The sequence below is a fragment of the Bradyrhizobium ivorense genome, from assembly GCF_900696085.1.
Lineage (GTDB): Bacteria > Pseudomonadota > Alphaproteobacteria > Rhizobiales > Xanthobacteraceae > Bradyrhizobium > Bradyrhizobium ivorense.
The window spans coordinates 399749-414191 of the sequence record NZ_CAADFC020000004.1 but is presented as its reverse complement, the minus strand read 5'-3'; the positions used below and the strand labels follow the sequence as shown (position 1 = coordinate 414191).

Here is a 14443-nt window from a genome sequence, read left to right as displayed (position 1 = left end):
GTAGTGGCGGCCGCCCGCCGCCACTAGGTCAATTGCGCCACACCGGCAGACATAATGCGGCGAGAAGCGCAAAAGTTTCATGAAAACCAGTACCTTGCCACGGTCTCGCCATCAAAGGCCGCCGCGCAGCCTCGGGTTCTCGCTGCCCAGCACCCAGTCGGACGACAGGGTGGGCGGGCCGGCGGCGGCGCAGCCGGTGCGCTTCAGCTCGGCATGCGCGAACAGCTCGGCCAGCCGCGGATCGCTGCCTGACGTCAGCAGGGTCAGCCGGTTCAGCATGCAGCCGATTGCGGCGCGCTGGGCCGGCAGGCTGGCGCCCTGGCAGGTCCAGCCGGAGATCCGCAGGTCCGGCGCGTCGATCTGCTTGAGAAAGCCGAGGCAAGCGCGGTCGCCGTCCCGCCGTGCCGGGCGCAGCAGCGTGACGCTGCCGAACTTGCTGTCGATGATGCCGGCGGCCTCGAGCTCGCGCACGCCGCTCGGGTCGAGGCGTCCGGCAATCTCGGTGACCGCGGGGCCCATGGACTCCTCGCCCGGACGGTAGATCTCGAGCTCGGCCGCCGGCGCGCCTTCGGCCTCGGCCCAGCGGAAGATGTCCTTGCGGCCGCCCAGGGGGTGCCGGAGGACTTCGTAAGTCTCTGTTTTATCTCGGGGATCGAGCCTGCTGATGGCGAAGGCCGGGGCCGCGCGGGCGGCCGGGCTCCAATGCGCGGCGGCTGCGGGTACGGGCGCCATCGCGGTTACGTCGGGGAGCTGCCGCCATAGATGGACGCCGAGCCCGCCGAACAGCGCCAGCGCGGCGGCATAGGCGAACAGCCGCGACAGCGTGGCGTAGACCTCGTCGACGAAACTCGTCAGCGCCGACGGAATTCTCGTATGATGGGGTGCGGCCGGAACGGCCCGAAACGGACGCATCAAAACGCTCAAAAGCTACGCAACGTTGTCTTGACGGGGTTTCTCGCATAGAAGCGCTGCCTCTTCCCTTTCCGCTGCCAGCGGGGGAACGGGCATTTTTCGTCGGAGAGTGAACGATGGGTTACAAAGTCGCGGTGGTCGGAGCGACCGGCAATGTCGGGCGCGAAATGCTCAACATTCTCGACGAGCGCAAATTCCCCGCCGACGAGGTCGTCGTGCTGGCCTCGCGCCGCAGCGTCGGCATCGAGGTCTCCTATGGCGACCGCACGCTCAAGGTGAAGGCGCTCGAGCACTATGATTTCTCCGACGTCGACATCTGCCTGATGTCGGCCGGTGGCGCAGTGTCGAAGGAATGGTCGCCGAAGATCGGCGCCGCCGGCGCCGTCGTGATCGACAATTCGTCGGCCTGGCGCATGGACCCGGACGTGCCGCTGATCGTGCCCGAGGTGAATGCCGATGCGACCGCCGGCTTCACCAAGAAGAACATCATTGCCAATCCGAACTGCTCGACCGCGCAGCTCGTCGTTGCGCTGAAGCCGCTGCACGACAAGGCGACGATCACCCGCGTCGTGGTCTCGACCTATCAATCGGTGTCCGGCGCCGGCAAGGATGCGATGGACGAACTGTTCTCGCAGACCAAGGCCGTCTACACCAATGACGAGCTGGTCAACAAGAAATTCCCCAAGCGCATCGCCTTCAACGTCATCCCGCACATCGACGTCTTCATGGAGGACGGCTACACCAAGGAAGAGTGGAAGATGATGGCGGAGACCAAGAAGATCCTTGATCCCAAGATCAAGCTCACCGCCACCTGCGTGCGCGTGCCGGTCTTCGTCGGCCACTCCGAAGCCGTCAATGTCGAGTTCGCCAACCCGATCACCCCGGACGAGGCGCGCAACATCCTGCGCAACGCGCCGGGCTGTCTCGTGATCGACAAGCACGAGCCGGGCGGCTACGTCACGCCCTATGAGGCGGCCGGCGAGGACGCGACCTATATCAGCCGCATCCGCGAGGACGCGACGGTGGAGAACGGCCTGTCGTTCTGGTGCGTGTCGGACAACCTGCGCAAGGGCGCGGCGCTCAACGCCGTGCAGATCGCCGAAGTCCTGATCAACCGCAAGCTGATCACTGCCAAGAAGAAGGCGGCCTAGAGCACGATCCGGACCCGGAGGGCCGCGTTAGCGCAAAGTGCGAAGCGGTTTTCCGGAAAGATCATGCTCAAACAAAAGCAGTAGAACGCGGCATCTCGGCGTCAGGAAGCGCGTGCCATGGCGGAAGAACCGGCGACCTACCGGCCCAATCCGACGCTGAAGCGCGTCGAGAACGGCTTCGAGAGCCTGCTCTTCAACAGCCGCTGGCTGATGGCGCCGTTCTATTTCGGCCTCGTCATCAGCCTCGCGGCGCTGCTGCTCAAGTTCTGCCTGGAGCTGTGGCACTTCCTCCTGCATGTGCCGGACGCCAAGGAATCCGACATCATCCTCGGTGTGCTCTCGCTGATCGACATCTCGCTGACCGGCAATCTGATCCTGATCGTGGTGTTTTCCGGCTACGAGAACTTCGTCTCGAAGATCGATCCGGCGGGGCATCCGGACTGGCCGGACTGGATGACCAAGGTCGATTTCGGCGGGCTGAAGCAGAAGCTGCTGGCGTCGATCGTCGCGATCTCGGCCATTCAGGTGCTCAAGGCGTTCATGAACCTCGACACCGCGTTCGATCCGAGCAAGCTCGCCTGGCTGGTCGGCGTGCACCTCGCATTCGTGGTCTCGTCCTTCATGCTCGCGATCTCCGACCGCTGGGCAGCGGCCATCACGGCGGCGAATAGCCGCCCGTCGGCGCCGCCGGCGCGCCATCTCTGACTTTCCCTGACAACGCCCCTGCGCGCTCGTGTCGCGGGCGACGTGCTGACTGTTATTGCAACCTAAGGCAGTGCACGCCAGAATTGTGCCAGGCCGGCTTCGCGCCTGCGTCCGGCCTGCATTTTCAGAAATCCAGATTTCATGGTGAGCACATGCCGACCAAAACTCTTTTCAATGGCACCCGGACATTCGACGCGCGCCCCGACCGCATCGATTTTCGCGACCTGCCCTATCGCGCACGGCTGGTCAGCCTGCCGATGAAATATCCAAGCGATCAGCTGATTGAAGAGTGGTTTCCGATCTACCGCGCATCCGACATGGTTCTCGACCAGGGAGACGAGGGATCCTGCACCGGCTTTGGCCTCGCGGGAGTGGTGAATTACCTGCGCTGGGAGTTGGCAAACACCACGGCGATCGAACGTGGCGAGAAGCCGGCTCCCAAGGCCGACGGACGGGTCAGCGCGCGGATGCTCTACCAGAACGCCCGCCTCTACGATGAATGGAAGGGGGAGGACTACGAAGGTTCGAGCTGCCGTGGCGCCATGAAGGGATTTCACAAGCACGGCGTCTGTGCCGAGCAGTACTGGCCGTACCTCGAGAAGCGCAACAAGCCCGGCCTTCCACGCGAGGGATGGGACGCCAGTGCGCCTCAGACGCCGCTCGGCGCCTATTTTCGTATCGACGGCAAGTCAATCGTCGACATGCAGTCGGCGATCTACGAGACGCATGCGATCTACGTGTCCGCCGACGTGCATGACGGCTGGGTTCGGGTCGGAAACAACCGCAAATCCATCGACGACGCCCTGATCGGTCCCCCCAACAAGCCGAACGACGTCGGCGGGCACGCATTTGCGATGGTCGGCTACACGTCCAGAGGATTCATCGTGCAGAATTCCTGGGGGCCGGACTGGGGCTTTCACGGCTTCGCCGTCCTGCCCTACGAAGACTGGACCCGCCATGGCACAGACGCCTGGGCGCTGGCGCTCGGGGCTCCGATGGAGGTGTCGTTTCCCCCGGTCAAGCCGAAGAAGGGAGCCAAGCCCCAGACCGCCAGCCCGTTTCGCAGTCCGAAGATGCGCACGGACCTGTCGCTCGACGAACGGATGCGCGCGCGGTCGATGCAACGCGACGACGTCGCCAAGGACACCAGCGCGGTTTCACCGTGGATCAATGGCGAGGAGGCCCATCGCACCATTTTCATCGGTCACAATGGCCGCGCGGAGCGCGAGCTGGTGGCGGCGAACTCCGGCGACGATGCCGTCGTCAGCGTGGTCCGGGAATGCGTGGCCACCGCGGCCGACCGCGGCTATTCGCATGTTGCGATCTATGCGCATGGCGGATTGAACAGCCGCTCCGAAGGGCTGGATCGTGCGCGCGTGCTCGGGCCGTGGCTCGAGGCCAACGACATCATGCCGATCTTTGTGGTGTGGCAGACCGGCTTTTTCGAGTCCGCCGCCGACATCCTGAAAGGTGCGGTGGAAAAGATCGGCGTCCCCGCGGGCGCCGACAAGGGCTGGCTGCGCAGCAAGATCGACGAGATCAAGGATCGCGCCTTCGAGGTGTTTGCCCGCGACGCCGGCGTCAAGGCGATCTGGGAGAACATGAAGAACCGCGCCGACGGAGCCAGCCGCAGCGGCGGCGGCCTGATGACCGCCGCCACTGAATTGCGGTCGGCGATCGGTGCATTGAGCAAGGCCCAGCGGCCCGAAATTCATCTCGTGGGTCACTCGGCGGGAGCCATCATGCAGGGGCACTTCCTGTCGGCGATGAAGGCGCGGAGCCTGCAGGCAAGCTCCGTTCACCTGTGGGCGCCGGCCTGCACGGTCGAATTTGCCACCGCCAAATATGGCCAGGCTTTCGCCAACAAGGTCGCCGATCCCACCACCACGTTCATTGACGTGCTGAGCGATGACAACGAGCTGACCGACCCCTGCGTGCCGGTGCTGTACTCGAAGTCGCTGCTGTATCTGGTTTCAAGAGCGCTGGAGCCGGATCACAAGACGCCCATTCTCGGGTTGCAAAAGGTGTGGCCAAAATGGTCCGCGGGCGCCGACTTCATGCCGGGCTATCAAAAAATTCTTGCCGATTGGCAGGCCGACAGCGAGGGCGTCGTTCTGCAGTCGGTCACGGAAACCGAAGTGCCCGTCAACGACGAGCCCGACAAGGACGAGACGATCGACGCCGGCCATGGCTCGTTCGACAACAATCTGGAGGTCGTCAATCGCGCGATCAAGCTGATCACCGGCAAGAAAACGCTGCGCATGCCGGTGACGGATTTGCGCGGATTCTGACGCGGCGGCGCCAAGACCGCAGCGTCAGCCGTTCCTGACGCTGCGGAATTCTTTCGCGGCCTGATCGAGCACGAACAGCGAGCCCTCGGCGACGCCAAAATAGGCGCCGTGCAATTGCATCTGGCCGTTCTGGACGCGGTCGCGCACGAACGGGAATGTCATCAGGTTCTCGAGCGAGCGGAACACCGCGGCCTTCTCGATGCGGGTCACGAAATCCTGCATGCTCTCATGCTCGCGCTGCTCGACGATCTCGCCCGGCTTGATGAACATCTGCATCCATTTGCCGATGAAGTCGCCCGGTGTCAGCGGCTTGATCTTGTCGACAAAGGCGCGGATGCCGCCGCACTGGGCATGGCCGAGCACCACGACATGCTTCACCTGCAGCACGCTCACGGCATATTCCAGCGCGGCCGAGACGCCGTGGGCGGCGGTGTCGGGTTGATAGACCGGAACCAGATTGGCGACGTTGCGCACCACGAACAACTCGCCCGGGCCGGCATCGAAGATCACTTCCGGCGAGACGCGGGAATCGCTGCAGCCGATCAGCATCGTCTCCGGGGACTGGCCGCGTTCGGACAGTTCCCGGTAGCGCGACTGCTCGGTCGGCAGCCGTTGCGTCGCGAAAGCGTGGTATCCGTCGATCAATCGCTTCGGAAAGGATTTCATGGCCTCCGGCTAAACCACAAGCAGATGTCCGGAACAAGACTTTCGGTATCGGAGCTGAAATGATAGGGGCAGGGCTTGAAAAGCGCTGCCTGACCAGTGCCTAAACAATGGACTTTTGCCGAGCCAGAGGCCTTGAGGAGATCGCCATGACCCGTCCGCGCCGCAGCCTGCTGTTCATGCCGGGATCCAATGCACGGGCCCTGGAAAAGGCCCGCACGCTACCGGCCGACGGCATCATCCTCGATCTCGAGGATTCCGTTGCGCCCGACGCCAAGGCGGTGGCGCGCGAGCAGATCGCCAAGGCGGTCGCCGCCAAGGGGTTTGGCAAGCGCGAGATCCTGATCCGCATCAATGCGCTCGACTCGCCCTGGTGGATCGACGACATCACCATGGCCGGCAAGGCGCAGCCGGACGGCATCCTGGTTCCAAAAATCTCGACCGTGGACGATCTCAACGCCGTCGCCGATCGCCTGAGCGACATCGGTGCCCAGGCCTCGATCCGGGTCTGGGCCATGATCGAGACCGCGCGCGCGGTGCTCGACGCCGACAAGCTCGCCGCGGCATCGAAGGATTCCGAGACGCGCCTGGCCGGCTTCGTGTTCGGGCCGAACGACATTGCGCGCGAGACCCGGATCCGGATGAAGCCGGGCCGCGCGGCGATGATCCCGATGATCACGCATTGCATCCTGGCGACCCGCGCGCATGGGCTGGAAATCCTCGACGGACCCTACAGCGACATAGGCAATATCGACGGCTTTGCCGAAGAATGCGCGCAGGGCCGCGATCTCGGCTTCGACGGCAAGACGCTGATCCATCCGAGCCAAATCGACGCCTGCAACGCCATCTTCACGCCGCCGGAGGCCGAGGTCGCCGAGGCGCGCAAGATCATCGCGGCGTTCCAGCTGCCGGAGAACGCCTCGCGCGGCGCGATCCAGCTCGACGGCCGCATGGTCGAGCGCCTGCACGCCGAGATGGCGAAGCGCACGATCGCGATCGCGGACGCGATCGCCGCGATGGGGCATTGATCCAGCCGATCGGCGATCCTTCCCTTCTCCCCTTGTGGGAGAAGGTGGCGCGAAGCGCCGGATGAGGGGTTGTTTCCGCTTGAGAGATCGCGCCGTGTGGAGAGACCCCTCACCCGGATTCGCTTCGCGAAGCCACCCTCTCCCACAAGGGGAGAGGGTGCAGCGGTGCCTACCCCGCCAAGTTTCTCCATTGCCCACGCCTAGAGGCTGCGATCGCGATTGCCGATGCGCCGCGATGGGGCATTGACTCCACCCTCCCCTGGAGGGCAGGGCCATCGCATATGCAATGCGCGGGCTTGACCACGGGCTCGCTTCGCCTCTCCCGCTTGCGGGGGAGGCCGGATCGCATCGCAGATGCGATCCGGGTGGGGGTTATTTCCGCGATACGACTCCTGGAGAGACCCCCACCCCGACCCTGGAGGGCCCGCGAGTAGGAATGGCTCCGCGAGCCCACGTGATTAATTTTACGGATGTTGATTTAAGTCAAAGACAGGCATCCGCATCGCGTTGTCGGCTTGTTCGTTGTTACCCACAACGAGAATGCCGAACACTGCTCACTCTTGAGATGACCAAGGGAGGCTTACCCATGCCCACCTATATCTCCTTAATCAACTTCACTCAGAAGGGAGCCGAAGCGATCAAGGACGGGCCCAATCGCCTCGCTGCGGCAAAGGAACGTTTCCGCGCCGCTGGTGCCGAATTGAAGGCCTTTTACCTCGTAACGGGCCAGTATGATGCCGTGTCGATTGTCGAAGCACCGAATGACGAAGTGGTTGCAAAACTCGTCATGGGAACGGCAGCCCTCGGATTTGTACGGACGCAGACTTGTCGGGCGTTTACCGAGGACGACTACAAGAAGATGGCTGCATCTTTATGAGCAAACTTCATCTCTCAAATACAAACCCCGGCCTCGCGCCGGGGTTTTGTTTAACGACGCATGTCTGCTTTTGCGCTGCTACTGGGACAGGCGGACATCAAGTGCCGTTGCCGCGCTGTTTGAGCGCCCACAGCCGGTAGGCGTCGTCCTTGTAGGGATCATCGCCGGTCGATGCTTTGCATCGGCTACGGCGCCGGATGAGGGGTTGTTTCCGCTTGCGAGATCGCGCCGTGTGGAGAGGACCCCTCACCCGGCTTCGCTTCGCGAAGCCACCCTCTCCCACAAGGGGAGAGGGTGCAGCGGAGTCTGCGTCACGCGCCAAATTTCTCCGTTGCCCACGCATAGAGGCTGCCCGGAATCGGCGCGTCCTTGCCGCGGCCTTTCGGCGAGATGTGCAGGCCGATGATTTCCGGATCGTTCAGATAACGTGAATAGTCGGACGGCTCGAAGAACAGCTTCGGCTCGGCGTGCACGGCGTAGAATGTTCGTTTCGGCAGCGCGTGGTGCAACCTGCCTTCGCGGCGCGCCAGCGCGGTGAGGGCTGCGGGGCCAAAGATCGCAATGCGGATGTCGGCGAGGCGGTTCGATCGGCGGCGCAGCTGGCGCATCAGGAATGTCAGGCGATGGCGCAGCGCAAGCCAGTCCGGAGTGAGTTCCTCCTGCTCCATCAGGTCTTCGAAGGCGCGCACGATCGGATCGTGCGGCGGCAGATACAGCACGGAGTTGCCGAGCTGCCGCGGCCGCTCCCAGGCAAAATAGGGTTTTGCCGGATCGATCTCGACCGGCTTCAGCAGCAGCACATCGGCGTCGAGCCAGAGCCCGACGCGCTGCGCCATCAGCTTCATGCGGAAGAAGTCGCTGAACTGCAAAATGGTCCAGTCACGCCACGAGCCGTCCGGCTCTGCCGGACGCAGCTTCTCGGAGAACGAATGCGGCAGCACCGCCTCGGCCTCGGCGCTGCCGATGCCGTCGGGCAGGCCCGGAACCGGGTCGAAGCTGTAGACCGTGACCTTGTGGCCGGCCGCCAGTTGCGAGCGCAGGCAGGTCTGGCGCAACGCATCCATCGGGCCGTGCCAGAAGGTGACGATGTCAGGCAGCATGGGCGCCAGCTAGCAGCAGTCTCGCAGCGATGCAAATCGGCAAAGAAAAACCCCGGCGCCTGAAGGCACCGGGGCATTGATGAAGGTCGGCCTCAAGCCCAGGCGCGTTCCTTGAGCTTGGACTCGTAGGCGTCGATCGAGCTCTTCTTTTCCATCGTCAGCCCGATGTCGTCGAGGCCGTTGATCAGGCAATGCTTGCGGAACGGGTCGATCTCGAACTTGACCTTGCCGCCGTCGGGGCCGCGGATCTCCTGGTTCGGCAGGTCGATGGTCAGCGTCGCGTTGGCGCCGCGCTCGGCGTCGTCGAACAGCTTGTCGAGGTCTTCCTGCGACACGCGGATCGGCAGAATGCCGTTCTTGAAGCAATTGTTGTAGAAGATGTCGCCGAACGAGGTCGAGATCACGCAGCGGATGCCGAAGTCGAGCAGCGCCCAGGGTGCATGCTCGCGGCTCGAGCCGCAGCCGAAATTGTCGCCGGCGACCAGCACCTTGGCGCTGCGATAGGCCGGCTGGTTGAGCACGAAGTCCGGGTTCTCGCTGCCGTCGTCCTTGTAGCGCTGTTCCGAGAAAAGCCCCTTGCCAAGGCCGGTGCGCTTGATGGTCTTCAGGTACTGCTTCGGAATGATCATGTCGGTGTCGACATTGATGATCTTCAGCGGCGCCGCGACGCCTTCCAGCGTGGTGAACTTGTCCATGGCCTGAGCTTCCCGGTCAAAATCGAGGGATAGGGCGGGATATCTATCGCGAATGTGACAGCGGTAAAAGCGCGATTTCTGCAGGGCTAGCCCGCTGCCGCCTCAATCGCCTCCATATCGGCGTCCGAGAGGCCGAAATGGTGGCCGATTTCATGGATCAGGACGTGGCGGACGATGTGGCCGAGGGTCTCGTCGTGCTCCGCCCAGTAGTCCAGGATCGGCCGGCGGTAGAGCCAGACCAGGTTGGGCAGCCGGGCGACGTCGCCGAAGCTCTGTTGCGGCAGGCCGACCCCCTGGAACAGGCCGAGCAGGTCGAACTCGCTTTGGGCCTGCATTTCGTCGAGCACCTCATCGGTCGGGAAATCGTCGACCCGGATGATCAGGCCTTCGCAGAGCGTCCGGAAGGTCTTCGGCAGGCGCTCGAAGACCTCGTGCGCCATGGCTTCCATTTCGGCCAGCGAGGGGGCTTTGGCTGTGGTCCACATGACACTCCTTTAGCGCGAGTGGCGTCGGTGGCGCCAGCGCAGTTGACCTCGGCGGCGCAATGGGTGACCGTGCGGCCCGAGAATGGGGCTTGGTGGCGCAAATGAAACGGATCGTGGCGACGGCGCTGTTGGCGGCATCAGTCGGGCTCTCGGTTGCCGGGACCGAGGCGAAGGCGCAGTCCGCGCAAGCGGAAGCGCGCGTCGGCCAGCCGGCGGAGCGCAGGATCGTTGAACGGCGCCGCCCGCTGCGGCGTGTCCCGATCTACCGCTCCGAACATTGGGATCCGGATGTCATCCCGCGCTACAATCCCGGCCCCAACGCCGTGCGCGAGTGCACCGCCCATTATGTGCAGGAGTACCGGCCGAGCGGCACGGTGATCACGCCGCGGATGAACTGCTTCTGGCGGCCCGGCTAGCTGCGTGAAGCCTCGGCGCACCGCGCCGGGAAACCGCGATCTCGAACAGTATCATGGGACCACCCGGCGCCGCACGTTCGCCGTTCGCGCGCGGATGCGAATAATCATGCGATGTATCGGAACCCGATGCATCCGGCGGCATTCATCCTCGTGGCGCAGTTGTTCAATCTCCATTCACGTCGCGCGCATTCTGCTTGCGATCTGCGTCGCGGCAACGGGGTCGATTCGATCGCGGATCGTCGTTGCAAGACGTGACATCCGAAAATCGAGGAGACCACTGATGAAGATAACGAATGTTCTGGAGCTCGCGGCCGTTGCTGCCGTGCTTGTGCTGGCTGCGCCGGGCGAGCGCGCACATGCGATGTCGCTCGCTTCTCCAGGCACGGCCGCCGCGGTTCAGAGCGACGCCAACCAAATGACCACGCAGGTGCGCTGGGGCCGCGGCTGGCATCGCGGGTGGCATCGTGGACATCACCGCGGCTGGCATCGTGGACACCGGCGCTACTGATCGCGCGGCGTTTCAGCGCAGTTGAGACACAGGCCCGTGAGCAGCGGGCCTGTTGTCGTTCGCAGCCATGAAACAGGCAGATTCCAGCGCACGGGATGCAGCGGATCGAAATCTGCAGGAGTTGATCATGATGAGATGGATCGGTGTTGCGGTTGTCGCGGGCGCGTTCGCATTGATGGCGCCCGCAGCGGCGTCAGCGGCTGCGCAACAACGGCACGCGGGCAAGGCGACGGAGTTCAGCGCGCAGCGTCATTATCGCCATTACCATCGTCACCACTATCACTACGGCTACCGGCCGTATTACGGGTCGCATTATTCCTATTACCGGCCGTACGGTTCCTACTATTACGGACGGCCCTATTACTATCGGCCGTACCCCTATGCCACGCCGGCGCCCTTTGTCTTCGGCTTCGGGTTCGGTCCGTTCTGGTGACGCACACAGCGCTTGCGCGTGACGCGAGCGATGCGCGACAGAGCAGCCTCGATCGATCGGGGCTGCTCTGAGCAGGTCACGGCGCAAATCCCTGCGCCAGCAGCACGACGGCCTGTGCGCCCGCCTTGCGATCGCGTGAGATCTCGATGTAGTCGGGCGACTGCGACCATGCGCGAAATGCGGCTTCGTCGGGGAACGACATCAGCACCAGCTTGTCGCGATCCCAGTTGCCTTCGAGCACCTGGGGCTGCTCGTCGGCCGACAGCAGCCGTCCGTTGAATTTCCTGAACACGTCGAAGAAGCGCGCCTGGTAGCGATCATAGGCGGCGCGGTCGGTCATCTTCAGCTGCACGATCACATAGACAGTCACTGTTCCTCCGGACCATTCGTCGCACCTTGGGCACGTTCATGGCGCATTCACGTCGGCATTTCTAGCGTCGTGCCGGGAGCGACTGCAATGAACGCATGAAACCGGCTGCGGCGCAGCGCGGTTCTCATTGCCGTTGTGAGGAGGTTGAGGAATGAGGGAGAGGTATGTGAGACACGGGCTGCTGCGCCGTGTCGGTGTTGCGGCGGCCGCGATCTTCGCGCTGTCGATCGCGGCCCAGCAGCGCGCCGAAGCGCTGTCGCTGGTGAGCCCGGGCACGGCGCCGGCGGCGAAACATGCAAGTGATGCGCTGACGACGCAGGTCCGGCACGGCGGCGGAGGCGGCTTCCACGGTGGTGGAGGCGGATTCCGTGGCGGCGGTGGTTTCCACGGCGGCGGGTTTCGCGGCGGCGGCTTTCATGGTGGCGGTTTCCGCGGCTTCCATGGCGGCGGCTTTCGGGCCGCGCCCGCGATCCACGGCGGCTTCCGCCATGGTGGCTTCCATCGTCCCTACGGCGGCTACCATCGCTTCTACGGTGGCGGTTACCGCTATGGCTACCGGCCTTACTACCGTCGGCACTTCTACCACCGGCGCTTCTACGTGCAGCCCTACTATTACGGGTACCACCACTATCGGCGTTGCCGGGTGATCTGGACCTATTACGGGCCGCGGCGGATCTGCCGGCCGTGGTGGCATCGCCATCACTACTGGCGGCCCTACGGGGTCTATTGGTGAGGTAGGGAAAACGACAACGGGCGCCGAAGGGCGCCCGTCCTGTTGATGCCGCGCGAACCTAGTCCCAGTTCTTCAGCTTCCAGGACTTGATCTTCCACGGCGTCAGGTTTTCCAGCCGCCATTGCGTCCAGCGCTCCGGCGGCCAATGGCTGAGGCGCGAGGTTTCCTTCGCCTCCGGAGACGGATCGACTATACGCGGCATGGCGCGACGGCGCTTCTGCCGCGTCGCCTCGCTGATCATATCGACAAATTCGCGTTTATCAGCCACGTCCGGCTCCCCACGAAGACTGTCTTCGCCGGGGGCCAGTGTGCGTGCCGGCCGTTAACGGGCCGTTTCCGCAACGGTTCGAGCTTGAGACAAGAACCGTCGCGTTTTCGCGCGAAGTGGACGCGCGCTTACCGCCAGTCGCGGACGTCGACGAAGTGTCCGGCGATCGCGGCAGCGGCGGCCATCGCTGGCGACACCAGATGGGTGCGGCCCTTGAAGCCCTGGCGGCCCTCGAAGTTGCGGTTCGAGGTCGAGGCGCAGCGCTCTTCCGGCTTCAGCTTGTCCGGGTTCATCGCAAGGCACATCGAGCAGCCCGGCTCGCGCCAGTCGAAACCGGCGGCAATGAAGATCTTGTCGAGGCCTTCGGCTTCCGCCTGCTCCTTCACGATGCCCGAGCCCGGCACGATCATCGCGTTGACGTTGGCGTTGACCGTCTTGCCTTCGGCGATCTTCGCAGCGGCGCGCAAATCCTCGATGCGGCCGTTGGTGCAGGAGCCGATGAAGACGCGGTCGAGCTTGATGTCGGTGATCTTCGTCCCCGCGGTCAGGCCCATATATTTCAGCGCGCGATGCTTGGAGAGGCGCTTGGCCTCGTCCTCGATCTTGTCGGGGTCGGGCACGAAGCCGGTCACCGAGATGACGTCCTCAGGGCTCGTGCCCCAGGTGACGATCGGCGGCAGCTTTGCAGCATCGAGCCGGATCTCGTGGTCGAAATGCGCGCCCTCGTCGGAGCGCAGCGTCTCCCAGTAGCGCATCGCGGCGTCCCAGGCGGCGCCCTTCGGCGACTTGGGACGACCGCGCAGGAAGTCGAACGCCTTCTGGTCCGGCGCGACCAGGCCGGCGCGCGCGCCGCCTTCAATCGACATGTTGCAGACCGTCATGCGGCCTTCCATCGAGAGCGCGCGGATCGCCTCGCCGGCATATTCCAGCACATAGCCGGTGCCGCCGGCAGTGCCGATCTCGCCGATGATGGCCAAAATAATATCCTTGCCGGTGACGCCGTCGGGCAGTTTGCCGTCGACGACCGCGCGCATGTTCTTGGCCTTCTTCTGGATCAGCGTCTGCGTCGCCAGCACATGCTCGACCTCCGAGGTGCCGATGCCGTGGGCGAGCGCGCCGAATGCGCCATGCGTCGAGGTGTGGCTGTCACCGCAGACGATGGTGGTGCCGGGCAGCGTAAAGCCCTGCTCCGGGCCGATGACGTGGACGATGCCCTGACGCTTGTCGAACTCGTTGTAGTACTCGATGCCGAATTCCTTGGCGTTCTCGGCCATCACCCGCATCTGCTCGATGCTTTCCGGATCCGGGTTCGGCTTCGAGCGGTCGGTGGTCGGGATGTTGTGGTCGACGACGGCGAGCGTCTTGTCCGGCGCGTGCACCTTGCGGCCGGAGGCGCGCAGGCCTTCGAACGCCTGCGGCGAAGTCACCTCGTGCACCAGGTGGCGGTCGATGTAGAGCAGGCAGGTGCCGTCCTCGGCCTCGTGGACCAAATGGTCGTTCCAGATCTTGTCGTACAGCGTGGTCGGTTTGGACATGAGCTTGAGCTCCAGAAGAAATTCAGTGTGAGCAGGTTCAGCGCCGGTCGGCGCGCAGGCGAGAGCGTCCAGGCAGCGTTATGCTGCGCGCCTAAGCTCCGACGTCGCCGACGTCGCAAAGCGCCCGAAGAACCGGCCGGGCAGCCGCGAGCGATCGTCGATCACGACGCGCTGACAGGGCTGGTTGGCTTGATCCGGAACCATTCTAAATTTCTAACACAGGGCTCGCGTCCGCGACAATCAATCGATGCGCGGGGCTGCACCCTAGATAGG

Annotated in this window: 17 protein-coding genes; 9 read left to right on the top strand and 8 right to left on the bottom strand. The window is 64.0% G+C overall.

Going from position 1 to position 14443, the window contains the following annotated elements; all coding sequences use genetic code 11:
- Positions 1–111: 111 nt before the first annotated feature.
- Positions 112–912: a hypothetical protein gene (locus CI41S_RS02770; RefSeq protein WP_139857290.1), complete on the bottom strand. Its 801-nt coding sequence runs from the start codon at positions 910–912 to the stop codon at positions 112–114.
- 116 nt (positions 913–1028) lie between these two features.
- On the opposite strand from CI41S_RS02770, the gene CI41S_RS02765 reads away from it, so the two are divergent.
- From CI41S_RS02765 to CI41S_RS02755, 3 genes are all read left to right on the top strand, one after another.
- Positions 1029–2063 carry an aspartate-semialdehyde dehydrogenase gene (locus CI41S_RS02765; RefSeq protein ID WP_139479458.1) on the top strand — a complete coding sequence of 345 codons (1035 nt, stop codon included), beginning with the start codon at positions 1029–1031 and terminating at the stop codon, positions 2061–2063.
- A gap of 117 nt (positions 2064–2180) precedes the next feature.
- Positions 2181–2768, top strand: a complete 588-nt coding sequence (locus CI41S_RS02760; RefSeq protein WP_139857289.1) for a TIGR00645 family protein — start codon at positions 2181–2183, stop codon at positions 2766–2768.
- A gap of 152 nt (positions 2769–2920) precedes the next feature.
- On the top strand, positions 2921–5059 hold the full coding sequence (locus CI41S_RS02755; RefSeq protein WP_139857288.1) for a C1 family peptidase: 2139 nt from the start codon (positions 2921–2923) through the stop codon (positions 5057–5059).
- A gap of 24 nt (positions 5060–5083) precedes the next feature.
- Here the strand turns inward: CI41S_RS02755 and CI41S_RS02750 are convergent, their stop codons facing one another.
- Entirely contained in the window at positions 5084–5725 is a 642-nt protein-coding gene (locus tag CI41S_RS02750; RefSeq protein WP_139479455.1) for a carbonic anhydrase, read from the bottom strand.
- A gap of 146 nt (positions 5726–5871) precedes the next feature.
- Between CI41S_RS02750 and CI41S_RS02745 the strand changes: the two genes are divergently transcribed.
- Together CI41S_RS02745 and CI41S_RS02740 are read left to right on the top strand one after the other, a co-directional pair.
- Positions 5872–6750, top strand: coding sequence for an HpcH/HpaI aldolase/citrate lyase family protein (locus CI41S_RS02745; protein WP_139857287.1), 879 nt, complete (start codon positions 5872–5874; stop codon positions 6748–6750).
- 586 nt (positions 6751–7336) lie between these two features.
- A complete protein-coding gene (locus tag CI41S_RS02740) occupies positions 7337–7627 on the top strand; it encodes a GYD domain-containing protein (RefSeq protein WP_139857286.1) in 291 nt (96 codons plus the stop codon).
- 311 nt (positions 7628–7938) lie between these two features.
- Here CI41S_RS02740 and CI41S_RS02735 read toward each other — a convergent pair whose 3' ends face one another.
- The 3 genes from CI41S_RS02735 to CI41S_RS02725 form a co-directional block, all read right to left on the bottom strand.
- A complete protein-coding gene (locus tag CI41S_RS02735; RefSeq protein ID WP_139857285.1) occupies positions 7939–8727 on the bottom strand; it encodes a glycosyltransferase family 32 protein in 789 nt (262 codons plus the stop codon).
- Between the two features lie 92 nt (positions 8728–8819).
- Positions 8820–9422: a 3-isopropylmalate dehydratase small subunit gene (gene leuD, locus CI41S_RS02730; RefSeq protein ID WP_139480020.1), complete on the bottom strand. Its 603-nt coding sequence runs from the start codon at positions 9420–9422 to the stop codon at positions 8820–8822.
- 86 nt (positions 9423–9508) lie between these two features.
- Positions 9509–9907, bottom strand: coding sequence for a metallopeptidase family protein (locus CI41S_RS02725; protein WP_139857284.1), 399 nt, complete (start codon positions 9905–9907; stop codon positions 9509–9511).
- A gap of 101 nt (positions 9908–10008) precedes the next feature.
- Between CI41S_RS02725 and CI41S_RS02720 the strand changes: the two genes are divergently transcribed.
- From CI41S_RS02720 to CI41S_RS02710, 3 genes are all read left to right on the top strand, one after another.
- Positions 10009–10323: a hypothetical protein gene (locus CI41S_RS02720; RefSeq protein ID WP_139857283.1), complete on the top strand. Its 315-nt coding sequence runs from the start codon at positions 10009–10011 to the stop codon at positions 10321–10323.
- Between the two features lie 280 nt (positions 10324–10603).
- Positions 10604–10831 carry a hypothetical protein gene (locus CI41S_RS02715; RefSeq protein WP_139857282.1) on the top strand — a complete coding sequence of 76 codons (228 nt, stop codon included), beginning with the start codon at positions 10604–10606 and terminating at the stop codon, positions 10829–10831.
- A gap of 127 nt (positions 10832–10958) precedes the next feature.
- Positions 10959–11264 (top strand): hypothetical protein, encoded by a 306-nt coding sequence (locus CI41S_RS02710; protein ID WP_139857281.1) that lies wholly within the window; start codon positions 10959–10961, stop codon positions 11262–11264.
- Between the two features lie 76 nt (positions 11265–11340).
- Here CI41S_RS02710 and CI41S_RS02705 read toward each other — a convergent pair whose 3' ends face one another.
- The gene (locus CI41S_RS02705) at positions 11341–11634 is read right to left on the bottom strand and encodes a DUF1330 domain-containing protein (protein ID WP_139480015.1); all 294 of its coding nucleotides are present in this window, start codon (positions 11632–11634) and stop codon (positions 11341–11343) included.
- A gap of 151 nt (positions 11635–11785) precedes the next feature.
- Here CI41S_RS02705 and CI41S_RS43995 point away from each other — a divergent pair, with 151 nt between their 5' ends.
- The gene (locus CI41S_RS43995) at positions 11786–12367 is read left to right on the top strand and encodes a hypothetical protein (protein ID WP_175607145.1); all 582 of its coding nucleotides are present in this window, start codon (positions 11786–11788) and stop codon (positions 12365–12367) included.
- Between the two features lie 58 nt (positions 12368–12425).
- On the opposite strand, the gene CI41S_RS02695 is transcribed toward CI41S_RS43995, so the two are convergent.
- Both CI41S_RS02695 and leuC read right to left on the bottom strand, forming a co-directional pair.
- Positions 12426–12635: a hypothetical protein gene (locus CI41S_RS02695; RefSeq protein ID WP_139857280.1), complete on the bottom strand. Its 210-nt coding sequence runs from the start codon at positions 12633–12635 to the stop codon at positions 12426–12428.
- A gap of 128 nt (positions 12636–12763) precedes the next feature.
- A complete protein-coding gene (gene leuC, locus CI41S_RS02690) occupies positions 12764–14170 on the bottom strand; it encodes a 3-isopropylmalate dehydratase large subunit (RefSeq protein WP_139480013.1) in 1407 nt (468 codons plus the stop codon).
- Positions 14171–14443: the final 273 nt, after the last annotated feature.